Below are 13,673 nucleotides of genomic sequence, written 5' to 3' on the forward strand. Positions count from 1 at the left end.
CTCGATGAAACGGGTTCCAGGCTAGGCGTGGACCACTGGACGGCCGAAGAAGGGGTGGTGCCAAACTGGCCGCCATGGACTTCGCGCTCAGCGACACGGCGCAGGAATACCTCGCCAATCTGACCGATTTTATGGCTACCCATGTCTATCCGGCGGAGCCGGTCTACCACGCGTGGCGCCAGACCAGAGGGCACGACAGCCACGAGTTGCCGCCGGTGGTGGAGGAGCTCAAGTCCGAGGCGCGCTCGCGCGGCCTGTGGAACCTGTTCTTGCCCGCCGAGTCGGGGATGTCGGTGCTCGACTACGCGAGCCTGGCCGAGGTCACCGGCCGCTCCATCGACCTCGCCCCCGAGGCGCTCAACTGCGCGGCCCCCGACACCGGGAACATGGAGGTCCTGCACATGTTCGGGTCGCCCGAGCAGCGGGACCGGTGGCTCAAGCCCCTGCTCGCCGGGGAGATCCGTTCGGCGTTCGCGATGACCGAGCCCGCGGTGGCCTCCAGCGACGCCACCAACATCGCCACCTCCATCAGGCGCGACGGCTCCGAGTACGTCGTCAACGGCCGCAAGTGGTTCATCACCGGGGTGGCCGACCCGCGCTGCGAGATCCTGATCGTGATGGGCAAGACCGACCCCGACGGGCCGCCGCACCGCCAGCAGTCGATGATCCTGGTCCCGACGGACACGCCGGGCGTCGAGGTCGTGCGCCACCTGCCGCTCTTCGGCTACCAGGAGCAGCACGGCCATTCGGAAATCGTCTTCACCGACGTCCGGGTGCCCGCCGCGAACCTCGTCGCGGAGGAGGGGGACGGCTTCCGCATCGCGCAGGCCCGGCTCGGCCCCGGCCGCATCCACCACTGCATGCGCGCCATCGGGATGGCCGAGCGCGCCCTGGAGCTGATGTGCGCCCGCGCGGCCAACCGGGTGGCCTTCGGCCAGACGCTGGCGCAGCAGGGTGTGGTGCAGCAGCAGATCGCCGAGTCGCGGCTCGCCATCGAGCAGGCCAGGCTGCTCACCCTGAAGGCCGCGTGGATGATCGACACGGTCGGCGTGAAGGCGGCCGCGTCCGAGATATCCGCCATCAAGGTGGTCGCGCCGCGGATGGCGTGCGACGTCATCGACCGCGCCATCCAGGTCCACGGCGGCATGGGGCTGTCCGACGACGTACCGCTCGCGACGATGTACGCGCAGGCGCGCGCGATGCGCATCTTCGACGGCCCGGACGAGGTCCACATCCGCACCGTGGCCCGTCGCGAGCTCAAGCCGTACCTCTCCTAAACCGCCGCGAAACGGACACTGAGGGACAGATTGTCCGGAGATTCATCCCCTAACATCCGATTCAGCGAGCGTTACGCGTTTCGCGGCCCCAATACGAGGAAGATTACGAGAATGGCACTCGGGCCATATAACCGCACGTAGAAGGCATGATCGACCTCCTGCGGGCTCCATTTGCACCTTCCCTCGGTTCCCATGAGGAGGGATCATGGCAGTAGCTCAGACGAGCCGGTCACGCGCCCGTACGGCGCAGAGATCGACCACACCCGCAACGTCCACCGCGCATGCCCAGGCAAGCAGGAAAAAGGACGGCAACTCGCTAACGCTCAAACTTCCGATGATGACCGTGCAGCTGCGACCGCCGCATGTTCACATGCCGCACGTCAGCAGGCAGGAGGCGGGACAGGCCGTCGACACGGCCAAGTCGTTCCTGCCTCCGACCGAGCGCATCGTCTACTACGGAGGGCTCGGCGCGCTCGCGGTGGCGGGGTTGCTCGAATGGCCGGTAGCGGCGGCCATCGGGGTCGGGACGCTGATCGCGCAGCGTGCGCGCGGGAAGAACCGGTCATCGAGCCCGGTCTCCAGGCCCGCGAGCTCGGCGTCCGGATCTTCGACGGGCACCTCCGCGTCCGGGGGCTCCGCCTCCCGGACGACGGGTTCGGCGTCCAGGTCCAGGACGGGAGGCTCCACGTCCCGGACCACACCCGCGTCCCGTACGGCGGCTTCCGCGTCACGCACCGCCTCCAGGGCCGCGAGCACCGTGTCCCGGGCGGCGGGCACCGCCGCGTCACGCACCGCGAGCGCCGCGACCCGGGCCGCCGGGACCGCGTCACGCACCGCGAGCGCCGCCACCCGCGCGGCCGGCACCGCCGCCTCACGGGCGACCGGCGCCGCGTCCCGCACCAGGAGCTCCACGTCCAGGACAGCCGGCACGACCTCCCGGTCGACCGGTACGACGTCCCGGGCCAAGAGCCCCACCTCACGCACCCGGAGCACCACATCCCGCACGGGAAGCTCCACCTCACGCACCACGAAGCCCACGTCGCGCACCACGGGTGCCGCCTCACGGGCGACCGGCGCCGCGTCGCGCACCGCGAGCTCCACCACCCGGGCGACGGGTACGACGTCCCGGGCGAAGAGCCCTACTTCGCGGACCCGGAGCACCACATCCCGCACGGGAGGCTCCACCTCACGCACCACGAGACCCACGTCACGCACCACGAGTGCCGCGACCCGGGCCGCCGGGACCGCGTCACGCACCACGGGCACCGCCGCCTCACGGGCGACCGGCGCCACGTCGCGCACCAGGAGCTCTGCCACCCGGGCGGCAGGTACGACGTCCCGGGCCAAGAGCCCCACCTCACGCACCCGGAGCACCACATCCCGCACGGGAAGCTCCACCTCACGCACCACGAGACCCGCGTCACGCGCCGCGAGCGCCGTGACCAGGGCCGCCGGGACCGCGTCACGCACCGCGTCGCGCACCGCGAGCGCCGCCACCCGCGCGGCCGGCACCGCCGCCTCACGGGCGACCGGCGCCGCGTCCCGCACCAGGAGCTCTGCCACCCGGGCGGCAGGTACGACGTCCCGGGCCAAGAGCCCCACCTCACGCACCCGGAGCACCACATCCCGCACGGGAGGCTCCACCTCACGCACCACGAGACCCGCGTCACGGGCATCGGCGGCCACCTCGCGCACCGCGGGCACCGGCTCCCGGACCACCACGCCCACCTCACGGGCCACGAGCACCGGCTCGCGTACGGCCACCTCGCGTTCGCGGGCCACGAAACCCGCGTCACGGGCGGCCAAGCCCGCCTCGCGGACCACGAAACCGGCGTCACGGGCCACGAAGCCCGCGTCGCGACGGGCCACGGCGTCCACGTCACGGACTTCGGCGTCCACGTCCCGCACCGCGGGATCCGCCTCCCGGGCGAGGAGTTCCGCCCGCGGGAGATCGTCCAAGTAATCGCAGCGATGGGACCGACCAGGCCGCGCGTGACCACGGCCTGGTCGGCCCCGTCACTTTGCCCGCCGGAGATCTGAATGTTCGTGCCCCGCCTGCTGTCCGTGCCCGCGGAAACCCTCTGGAACGTCGTACCCGGTGCGATCAAGGTCGTGCCCGCCGCGGTCGTGAACGCCCTGCCGCGTTCGCGCGGGAAACGGGTCTGTCCCGGAGGGCTCCATGTCGATCTGCGCGCGATCGGCTCGCCGGGCGGCGAGTCGAGGGCCCGGCGGCTGGAGGACGCGCTGCTGAGACTGGAGGGGGTCGAGCGGGCGGAGGTCAACGGGGTCCTCGGCTCCGTCTTCGTGGGGGGTGACCCGGGCTCGATCGACCTGGAAAGGCTCTTGGAGATCGTCGAGGCGCTCGACGGCGAGGGCGGCGGGGACGACGACTACGACGACGACCTGACCGACGGCTACGACGGCGACGACGACCTGGACGAGGACACGGAGGACGAGGACACGGAGGACGGGGACACGGAGGACGGGGACACCGAAGCCGAAGACGACAAAGTCTCATCTCCGGAGCCGGGACTCCTCTCCTCCAAGCTGGCGGAGCACTACACCGCCAGGGTGGTGGAACGGCACACCCGTGCCGGCATCCGGCTCGGCGCGAGCCTGATCGGGGCGGGCATGGCGTTCGCCGGGCGGGCGGTGCACGCGCCGCCGATCTCCCCGATCGTTCCCGCCCTGCTGGGAGTGGCGGAGTCCACCCCGAGGGTCCGCCACGAGCTGGAACGCCGCATCGGCGGCCCGGCCACCGTCGCCCTGTTCGCGACGGCGAACATCGTCACCCAGACCCTGGCGCTGCGCCGGTTGGAGACGCTCGTCCAGTCGGTCACCGCCACCGACCGCTACCTGGAGGCGCGCGAGACACGACGGGCCTGGGAGGCGCACCAGCACGACCTGGCGTCGCGAAAGGGCTCCTACCGCCACACCCGCGCGGCGAGGAAACCGCGCCCCGCGCCCATGGCCCACAGCCCCGTGGAGCGGTTCGAGCGCATCGGGGTCCCGGCCGCGATGGGCGCCAGCGGGCTGACGTACCTGCTCAGCGGCAACCGGGATCGCACCGTCTCCATGCTCACCGCGACGACCCCCAAGGCCGCGAAGCTGGGCCGCGAGTCCTTCGCCTCCGCGATCGGGCGCGCCATGGCGAAGCGCGGGGCGGTCGTTCTCAACAACCGCGCCCTGCGCCACATGGACGGGATCGACAGCGTCATCCTCGACGCCGACACGCTCGGTACGGGTTCGTGGGAGATCGACCGCATCGTTCCCCTCGGCGAGCCGGACTCCGCGAACGGCGAGGGCCTCGACGGGCTGCGCGCGCGGCTCCTCACCCTGATCGACGCCGACGACCCCGGCGCGCGGCGGGAGGACGGCGGGTGGAAGGCGGAGCCCCTCGCGGGCCCGGCCGGGCTCGTCACGGAGGACGCCGAGGACTGGGAGTCCCGGGGGATCCGGGCCGTCCGCGTGACGAGGAGGGGCGTTCCGGCCGCGCTGGTCGGCATGGCGCCGCGGGTCGACCCGCTGGCCGACGCGATCGTCGCCGCGGCCAAGGACGCGTGCGCCGTGGCGCTCGCGGGGGGCGGCACGGAACTCGCCCTGCGGCTCGGCATCGACGAGATCGTGCCGGGCGGTTCCCGGCTGGCCCGGTCGGTCCGCGCGCTCCAGGCGGACGGCCACGGGGTCGCCGTGGTGTCGGCGCGCCGCATGGCCGCGCTGGCCCAGGCCGACCTGGGCATCGGCGTGCTGCGCGCCTCGGGCCGGGTGCCCTGGGACGCGGACGTGATCGCCGAGCTGGAGGAGGTCCACCTGCTCCTGAGCTGCCTGGGGCCGGCGAGGAAGACGAGCGAGCGGTGCGTGTGGCTCACCACCGCGGGAACCGCCGCCGGAGGCGTGCTGACGATCCTCGGGCCGGCGGGGACGTCGGAGCACAAGGCCCAGCTCGCGAGCAGCTGCACGTCGATGGCGACCCTCGTCGCGGGCGGGTGGGCCGGCTGGCACGCCGGGCGGGAGACCCCGCCGATCCGGGTCGACCGGACTCCCTGGCACGCGATGCCGACCAAGGAGGTCCTGACCCTGCTGGGTTCGTCGGCCGGCGGGATAAGCGAGGCCGAGGCCGCGCGGCGCAGGGCCTCGACGGGACAGGGGGCGCCGGAGGGACCCGCCTCGCTGCTCCGCGTGTCCGCCGAGGAACTGGCCAACCCGCTCACCCCCGTCCTGGCGGCCGGGGCGGGCCTGTCGGCCCTGGTCGGATCGGTCTCCGACTCGGTGATGATAGGCACGGTCGTGGTCGCCAACGCGCTCATCGGAGGGGGCCAGCGCTACAGCGCCGACCGGGCGCTGCACCGCCTCACCGAGGCGGTCGCGGTTCCCGTACGGCTGCGCCGCCCGCATCAGAAGGCGGGCGAGGCTCACCCCGATGGGCGGGCGAACGGCAGCGGGCCCCACGAGGAGAAGGCGAGCGGGACTCACACCGGTGAGCGGGCGAACGCGGCCGTCGACGAGAAGGCGGGCACCGGACCTCGCGGGAGGAAGGCGGGCGCCACCCACCCTCACGAGCAGGTGAACGCGACCATCGAGGACCTCGTACCCGGTGACGTGATCGAGCTGCGCGCGGGCGACACCGTGCCCGCCGACTGCCGCGTGCTCAAGGCCGTGGGCCTGGAGATCGACGAGGCGGCCCTGACCGGCGAGTCGCAGCTCGTCACCAAGTCGCCGGAGCCCGTCAACGCGCCCGCCATCGCCGACCGGACCTCGATGGTCTACCAGGGGACGACGGTGGCGGCCGGCAGCGGGCTGGCGGTGGTGGTCGCGGCGGGCGAGGCGACCGAGGCGTCCAGGACCGCCAGGCTCGCCTCGGAGCAGCCCCCGGTCTCGGGCGTGCGGCTGCGACTGCGGGAGCTGAGCCGGCGGGTCCTCCCGGTCGCGGTCGGGTCCGGCGTCGTCCTGCTCGCCGCCGACCTGCTGCGCGGCAGCTCGGCGCCGCAGGCGCTCGCGCCGGCGGTGAGCCTCGCCGTCGCCGCCGTGCCCGAGGGGCTGCCGTTCGTCGCCTCGGTCGCGGAGCTCGCCTCCGCGCGGCGGCTGTCGACCCGTAACACCCTGGTGCCCAACCCCTCCACGATCGAGGCCCTCGGCCGGGTCAACGTCCTGTGCTTCGACAAGACGGGGACCCTCACCGAGGGGCGCATCAGCCTGCGGTGCGTCTCGGACGTGCAGGACGAGCGCACCCTGGAGGACATGACGCCCGAACTGCGGCACATCGTGACCGCGGGGATGCGCGCGTGCCCCCGGCACGACGAGGGGCGCCCCGTCCCGCATCCCACCGACCGCGCCGTGCTGAAGGGGGCCGAGCGGCTGGGCGTGACCGAGAAGGGGACCGGAAGCTGGGAGCGGGTCGACGAGCTGCCCTTCGAGCCGGGACGCGGCTACCACGCCGTACTCGGCAAGGGCGACTCCGGCCCGCTGCTGAGCGTCAAGGGCGCCCCCGAGATCGTGGTCACTCGCTGCACGTCCATCCTCCGCGACGGCAAGGTGGTCCCGCTCGCGGACCACCTCGTGGCGGAGATCGAGAAGGAGCTCGACCAGCTCGCCCGGCAGGGCTACCGGGTGCTCGCGGTCGCGGAGCGCTCCGCCTCCGACCGCCGCGACCTCGACGAGTCCCGGATCCAGGACCTGTGCTTCCTCGGGTTCCTCGGCCTGGCCGACCCCGTGCGGCCCACGGCCGCGGAGAGCGTCGGCCGCCTCACGCGGGCGGGCGTACGCATCGTCATGATCACTGGCGACCACCCGAGCACGGCGGAGGCGATCGGCGCCGAGCTGAACGTTCTGGGCGGCGGGCGGATCATGACCGGGCCCGAGCTGGACGAGATGGACGACGACACCCTGGTGGAGGCGCTTCCGGACGTGACGGTCTTCGCCAGGACCACCCCCGCGCACAAGGCGCGGATCGTGAGCTGCCTGCGCCGGACCGGCAAGGTCGTCGCGGTCACCGGCGACGGCGCCAACGACGCCCCCGCGATCCGGGTCGCGGACGTGGGGATCGCCCTCGGGTCCCGCGCCACCCCGGCGGCACGGGCGGCGGCCGACATCGTCGTGACCGACGACCGCATCGAGACGATCGTCGACGCGATCATCGAGGGCAGGGCGATGTGGGGCTCGGTCCGCGACGCCCTCAGCATCCTGCTCGGCGGCAACATCGGGGAGATCGTCTTCGCGGTCGGATCCAGCCTGATCAGCGGCGGGAACGTGCTGAACGCCCGGCAGCTGCTGCTGGTCAACCTCCTCACCGACATGCTGCCCGCGATGGCGGTGGCCTCCCGGCCGCCTACGGCCACCAGCCCGGAGAAGCTGCTGGACGAGGGCCCCGAGGCCTCGCTGGGCGCCTCCCTGACCCGCGACATCTACCTGCGCGCCGCCACCACGGCGAGCGCGGCGGGCCTGGCCTGGGCGATCGGCCGGGTGACCGGTACGCGCGGGCGGGCGGACACGATGGGGCTGGTCGCGCTGGTGGCCTCGCAGCTGCTGCAGACCCTCGCCCTGGGCAGCCGGGATCGCCTGGTCGTGCTGGCCTCGCTCCTGTCCCTCGCCGTCCTGGGCATGGCGGTCTCGGTCCCGGGGGTCTGCCGGTTCTTCGGCTGCCACTTCCTGGGGCCCGTGGGGTGGACGGTCGCCCTGGGAAGCGCCGCGACCACGACGGCCGCCGGGGTGGCCTTCCAGGCGGCGACGCGGGGAGAGGCACAGGGGGAAACGCGGGAGGAGACGAAGGAGGAGGCGCGGGAGATCCAGGAGGAGACGCAGGAGGAGGCGTAGGGGACGACGCGGGAGGCCCGGCGTAAGAGGCGGAACCGGGGAGACGCGAGAGGCGACGCGGGGGCGGCACGGGGATCACGCTGGGGATGTCACCGAACGTTCACCGAACAGCAACCTCGTTAATGGTGACTTACACTCTCTTGATGTGAATTATCACCTTAAGTACTCCTTCTCCCTGTGAGGTTGATATGTCCGGATTCATCTCCACCGTGCTCGCCAAGGCGGTCGTCATGCTGATCGAGGCCCTGCTCACCCGCGTCATCCAGTCGCTCGTCGTCTCGCTGGCCAGGACCGGCAACCTCCAGCTCGCCTGACCCCGCCGCGCGGCGGAAGCCCTCGGACCCTTTCCCGGCGGGCCTTCGAGGGGGCCGGACCGAGCCGATCATCACCGGCCGTCACGCCCCCGGGCCCCCTTCCGGCAGGCGTTCGAGGTGACGGGCCCGCTTCTCGGCGGGCCATCAAGGTGACAGGCCCGCTTCTCAGCGGGCCTTCGAGGTGATGAGCCGGGCGACCTTGAGGTGTTCGGCGGAACGCAGCACCCGCTCGGCCTCGGCCGGGTCGGCGACCGGCGCCCTGTCCAGCAGGCCGCGGGCCGCCTTCAGCTTCAGCAACCGCCGGACCGACTGGTCGAGCCGCGTTTTGGAGATCTTCCCGGACGCCACGGCCGCCAGCAGCGCCCGGTGGGCCTCGCGGTAGTCCGGCGGCATGAGCAGCAGGTCCACCCCGGCCTGGATCGCCCGCACCGCGACCTCCCCGTCCCCGTACTTCTTGCGCACCCCCGCCATGTCCAGCGCGTCGGTCGAGACGACCCCGTCGAAGCCGAGCTTCTCGCGGAGCAGACCGGTCAGGATCGGCTTGGAGAGGGTGGCGGGGTCACCCGACGGATCGAGCTTCGGCATCACGACGTGCGCGCTCATGATCGCGTCGACGTCCTTGCCGATGGCGGCGGCGAACGGCGGGGCGTCCAGCCTGTCCCACTGGGACCGGGAGTGCTTGATCACCGGCAGGCCGGTGTGGCTGTCGACGCCGGTGTCGCCGTGGCCGGGGAAGTGCTTGGCCGTGGCCCCGATCCCCGCGTCGTGGAAGCCCTGGACGGCGGCGGCGACCATCGGCGCGACCTTCTTCGGGTCCGAGCCGTACGCCCGCGGGCCGATCACCGGGTTGCGCGGGTTGACGTTGACGTCGGCGACGGGCGCGAAGTCGAGGTTGACGCCCAGGACGCGCAGCTCGGTGCCCGTCACCTCGGCCGCCCGGCGGGCCAGCGAGAGGTCACCGGTCGCGCCGATCACCGACGCCCCCGGCAGGGGCGTGACCAGCGGGGCGAGGCGGGAGACCTTGCCGTTCTCCTGGTCGGTGCCGATCAGCAGCGGGATCTCGGGGGACGCCTCCTGCAGCCCGTTGGTGAGCGCCACGACCTGCCGGACGTTCTTGATGTTGCCCGCCCAGGGAAAGAGGATCACCCCGCCGGGGCGGTAGCGGGCGACCATCTTCGCCGGGCTGTCCACCCCGAACCGCGCCTGGTTCTCCCCCGACGCCGTGTCGGCCGACGGGCCGTACAGCACGGGCATGAACAGCTGGCCGACCTTCTCCTCCACGCTCATCGAGGCGAGGATGCCCTCCACCCCCGCGGCCTCCATCGTCTCCGAGGCCGCGACGGGAACGGACTCCTCGGGGGCGGGGGTCGCGGCCTCGGTCCCGGCAGGTGCCGCGTCGGCGCTCGCGGAGCTTCCGCCCGCCCGCGTCGCGCCGGACCCGGGCGGAGCCGCCCCGCCCGCCTCCGCGCATCCGGCCACCATCGTCGCGATCATCGCGATACCCGTCACACGTCTCCACCGAAGCATGCCGCTTACGCTATCCGTGCCCGCGCCCCGGTGCCCGCGCATCCACCCGGTCACCACAGGTCCCACCCCTTTCACCGACCGGCGCGTGCCGGCGCGTACGGGAGGTCCGCCCACGTCACAGGGCCAGACCGGCCAGGCCGGGCAGCTGCGAGCGCGCCTCGGCGCGCGCGTCCTCCGGGGAGGCCGCGGCCCGCGCGGCCTCGGCGGCGAGCCCGCACTGCCGCCGCGTGTGGCGCGACAGCGCGGCCCGTACGGCGGGCAGCGCCGGGGCCGACATGGACAGCGAGGTGACCCCGAGCCCGACGAGCACGCAGGCGAGGGCCGGGTCGGCCGCGGCCTCACCGCAGACCCCGCACGGCCTCCCGCGCTTGGCGGCGCCCACCGCGGCGAGGGCGACCAGGTCGAGCAGGGCGGGCTGCCAGGCGTCCTGGAGCCCGGTCAGCGCGCCCAGCTGCCGGTCGGCGGCGAGGGCGTACTGGGCCAGGTCGTTGGTGCCGATGGAGAGGAAAGCCGCCCGGACGGCGATGTCGGAGGCGCGCAGGGCCGCCGACGGTATCTCGACCATCACCCCCGCCGACGGCAGCCCCGCCGCGTCGCAGGCGTCGGCGAACCAGGCGGCCTCCTCGGCGGTCGCCACCATCGGCGCCATCACCTGGAGTCTCGCCGTCGAGCGCCCCGCCGCCGCGGCCAGCGCGGCGAGCTGGGTTCCCATGATCTCCGGATGCGTCCTGAACAGCCGCACCCCCCGCTCCCCCAGCGCGGGGTTGGGCTCGTGCGCGCCCGGCGGCAGGAAGGCGAGGGGCTTGTCGGCCCCCGCGTCGAGGGTCCGCACGACCACCCTGCCGCCCGGGAAGGCGTCCAGCACCTCCAGGTAGGCGGCCTCCTGCTCCGCCGCGGAGGGCGCCTCGGCCCGGTCGAGGAAGAGGAACTCGGTCCGGTAGAGGCCGATCCCCTCGGCCCCGTGCTCCAGCGCGGCGGCCACGTCGCGCGGCCCGCCGATGTTGGCGAGCAGCGGCACGGCGTGCCCGTCGGCGGTCGCCCCCGGCCCCGTGGCGGAGGCCAGCACGGCCTCCCGCGCGGCGGCGGCGTCGCGCGCCCCGAGGATCTCGTCGTCGGAGGGCGCGGGCCGTACGAGACCGGAGGTCCCGTCGACCAGCACCGGCGTCCCCGGCTCGATCGAGGTCGCCCCCGGGCAGGCCACCACGGCCGGAACCCCCATGGCGCGGGCGAGGATCGCGGTGTGGCTGGTCGGGCCGCCCTGCTCGGTGACGAAGGCCGCCACCGCGTCCGGGGACAGCAGCGCCGTGTCAGCGGGCGCCAGGTCACGGGCGACGAGGACGTACGGCCGCCCGATGTCCCCGGGCACCCCGGGCGTACCGGACACGGCCCGGCCCTCGATCACCGCGATGGCGCGGTCCCTGACGTCGTCCAGGTCGGCGACGCGTTCACCGAGGTATCCCCCGGCGGCGGCGAGCAGGTCGCGGTAGTGGCCGAACGCCTCGTAGACCGCGCGGGCCGCGGCGGTGCCCGCCTCGACCAGCGTGGCCACCCCGTCCGCCAGGCCGGGGTCGCGGGCCATCATGGCCTGCGCCTCCAGGATCTCCCTCGCCTCGCCACCGGCGCGGGCCCCCCGCTCCTCCAGGTCGGCGGCGACCCGCTCCAGCGCCCGCCCGGCCAGGGCGAGCTCCGCGGGCGCGTCCCCGCCGTGCCGGGAGCCCGGGGCCGGGACGGTCGCCTCGTACGCGAGCACGTAGGCGGGACCGACGCCGACCCCGGGGCTCACCCCCACCCCGGTGAGGGTGCTCACGGCGCCGACGCGATGCCGGCCAGCTGGTCGAGAAGCTCGTCGGCTCCCTCGCCCTCCGCCCTGATCACCACCGTGTCGCCCTCCCTGACGTCGAGCGAGAGGACGGCCAGGATGCTCTTGGCGTTCACCGGCTGGCCGCCCACCTTGGCGATGGTGACGTCCAGGGACGCCTTGGCCGCCGTCTGGACGAACGTCGCGGCGGGCCTGGCGTGCAGGCCGACCTCTGACTTGACGGTGACTTGGCGCTCGGCCACGTGTTCCTCCCGGAGGTCCGCCCGCGGTCTAGACCGCGGGATCATTGATGCTCGGCGTTGATGCTCGACAGGGGCCAGTCGACCCCCGTCAGGTCCGCGACCACGAGGTCGGCCGCGGTCAGCTCAGTGCCCGGGTGCGTGGTCGCTATTCCCACGCACGCCATGCCCGCCGCCTTGGCCGCCGCGATCCCGGCGATCGAGTCCTCGAACGCCACACAGTGTGCCGGATCGACCGACAGGCGTGCGGCGGCGAGGAGGAACCCCTCGGGGTCGGGCTTGCCCACGGTCACGTCGTGGGCCGACACGACCGTCTCCAGCAGGTCGCGGATCCCGACCTGCGCCAGCCGCTCCTCCGCCCAGTCGCGGCCCGCAGAGGTGACGACCGCGATCGGCGAACCGTACGCCGCGACCCTGCGGACCAGCTCGGCCGCGCCGGGCACCGGCACGATGTCGGGCAGGTCGGGGTGGTTCTGGAAGGAGAACGCCTCCTCGATCAGGTCGTCGATCCGCCTGCCGGGGAAGAGGTGGGCGCGCTCCGTCAGGACGTCGCGCCCGCGCCGCCCCATGAACCCGCGCAGCACGACCTCGTCGTGGACCACCCCGTGGCTGTCGAGCAGCATCGCCCACACGGCCATGCTCCGCCGCTCGCTGTTGATCAGCGTCCCGTCGAGATCGAAGAGCGCCGCCTTGACCGTCTTCCCCACTCCTGCGTCCTCACTTCCGGCCTCGCGGCCGGTGTTTCATGGTCGGTGCCTCGGTTCTCGCGAGAATCTGGGCGGATCGCTCCAACCGAAGAGCTCACCACGAGCGCCTCGGCTCACGCGAAACCCCGGGCGGATCGCTCCACTCGAAGAGCTCGTCGCCGGCGCCGACGGCCCCGGTGGCGAGGCCGGTGACGGAGTTCGCGGCGGCGTCCAGCGCCACGACCGGGCAGATCGGGTAGCGCCCGCCCGCCTCGATCCCGGCCGGGTCCCACGCCACCACCGGCTGCCCGGCGCTCACCCGGTCGCCCTCGGCGGCGAGCGGCTCGAAGCCCTCCCCCCTGAGCTCGACCGTGTCGATGCCCAGGTGGACGAGAACCCCCCGGCCGTCGTCGCCGACGACCACGAACGCGTGCGGGTGCAGCTTGACGATGGTGCCCGCGATGGGGGAGAGCACCCGTCCGGGCGTCCTGTCCGGCTCGATCGCCATGCCGGGCCCGACCAGCCCCTCGGAGAAGACAGGGTCGGGCACCGAGCCGAGCCTCACGGCCACCCCCGCGACCGGTGCCAGAACTGTGGTCACCGCACCCCCCTCGGCATGCCGCCGCCCGCGAGGACGGCCCATCCGCGCCCCGGCCGCCCACGCGTGCCGTCCGACGCGCCCCGCCCGCGAGAACGTCCCTGTCAGCCCTCCGGCTCCTGTCAGCCCTGATCAGCCGCTGCCCGGCCCCGCCCTCAGCCGATGATGTCCTCGATGTCGCTGGCGATCGTGTCGGCCTCGGGACCCACCACGACCTGGACGACGTTGCCCGCCGCCATCACACCGTGCGCGCCGGCCGCCCGCAGGGCCACCTGGTCGACCTTGGAGGCGTCGCGCACCTCGGTGCGGAGCCGGGTGATGCACGGTTCGATCTCGATGATGTTGTCCGCACCACCGAGTCCAGCGATGATCGCGTCGGCGTCGGCCGCCATGTCGCCCTCCA

At 73.5% G+C, this 13,673-nt stretch carries 10 protein-coding genes; 3 read left to right on the forward strand and 7 right to left on the reverse strand.

Translation table 11 applies throughout. The annotated features are described in order from the left end of the window. Positions 1-74 precede the first annotated feature (74 nt). A complete protein-coding gene (locus ABT053_RS28815) occupies positions 75-1,277 on the forward strand; it encodes an acyl-CoA dehydrogenase family protein (RefSeq protein ID WP_350973037.1) in 1,203 nt (400 codons plus the stop codon). A gap of 453 nt (positions 1,278-1,730) precedes the next feature. Here the strand turns inward: ABT053_RS28815 and ABT053_RS28820 are convergent, their stop codons facing one another. Next, on the reverse strand, positions 1,731-3,236 hold the full coding sequence (locus ABT053_RS28820; RefSeq protein WP_350973039.1) for an amino acid adenylation domain-containing protein: 1,506 nt from the start codon (positions 3,234-3,236) through the stop codon (positions 1,731-1,733). 81 nt (positions 3,237-3,317) lie between these two features. Here ABT053_RS28820 and ABT053_RS28825 point away from each other — a divergent pair, with 81 nt between their 5' ends. Together ABT053_RS28825 and ABT053_RS28830 are read left to right on the forward strand one after the other, a co-directional pair. Further along, positions 3,318-8,087: an HAD-IC family P-type ATPase gene (locus tag ABT053_RS28825; RefSeq protein ID WP_350973041.1), complete on the forward strand. Its 4,770-nt coding sequence runs from the start codon at positions 3,318-3,320 to the stop codon at positions 8,085-8,087. A gap of 188 nt (positions 8,088-8,275) precedes the next feature. Further along, the gene (locus ABT053_RS28830) at positions 8,276-8,401 is read left to right on the forward strand and encodes a hypothetical protein (protein ID WP_350973042.1); all 126 of its coding nucleotides are present in this window, start codon (positions 8,276-8,278) and stop codon (positions 8,399-8,401) included. A gap of 165 nt (positions 8,402-8,566) precedes the next feature. Here ABT053_RS28830 and ABT053_RS28835 read toward each other — a convergent pair whose 3' ends face one another. The 6 genes from ABT053_RS28835 to ABT053_RS28860 all read right to left on the reverse strand — a co-directional run bounded on the left by ABT053_RS28835 (position 8,567) and on the right by ABT053_RS28860 (position 13,662). Then, complete coding sequence (locus ABT053_RS28835) at positions 8,567-9,910, reverse strand: glycoside hydrolase family 3 protein (protein WP_350973044.1); 1,344 nt, start codon at positions 9,908-9,910, stop codon at positions 8,567-8,569. Between the two features lie 133 nt (positions 9,911-10,043). Next, complete coding sequence (gene ptsP / locus ABT053_RS28840) at positions 10,044-11,735, reverse strand: phosphoenolpyruvate--protein phosphotransferase (RefSeq protein ID WP_350973045.1); 1,692 nt, start codon at positions 11,733-11,735, stop codon at positions 10,044-10,046. Next, entirely contained in the window at positions 11,732-11,989 is a 258-nt protein-coding gene (locus ABT053_RS28845; RefSeq protein WP_350973047.1) for an HPr family phosphocarrier protein, read from the reverse strand. Before ABT053_RS28845 ends, ptsP begins: the two co-directional genes overlap by 4 nt. Positions 11,990-12,030: 41 nt before the next feature. Further along, entirely contained in the window at positions 12,031-12,693 is a 663-nt protein-coding gene (locus ABT053_RS28850) for an HAD family hydrolase (RefSeq protein WP_350973049.1), read from the reverse strand. A gap of 94 nt (positions 12,694-12,787) precedes the next feature. After that, positions 12,788-13,273 carry a PTS sugar transporter subunit IIA gene (locus ABT053_RS28855; protein ID WP_350973050.1) on the reverse strand — a complete coding sequence of 162 codons (486 nt, stop codon included), beginning with the start codon at positions 13,271-13,273 and terminating at the stop codon, positions 12,788-12,790. 152 nt (positions 13,274-13,425) lie between these two features. Next, positions 13,426-13,662 (reverse strand): PTS sugar transporter subunit IIB, encoded by a 237-nt coding sequence (locus tag ABT053_RS28860; RefSeq protein WP_350973052.1) that lies wholly within the window; start codon positions 13,660-13,662, stop codon positions 13,426-13,428. Between the last annotated feature and the right edge of the window lie 11 nt (positions 13,663-13,673).

This window comes from Streptosporangium sp. NPDC002524, from assembly GCF_040295985.1.
Taxonomy (GTDB): Bacteria; Actinomycetota; Actinomycetes; order Streptosporangiales; family Streptosporangiaceae; genus Streptosporangium.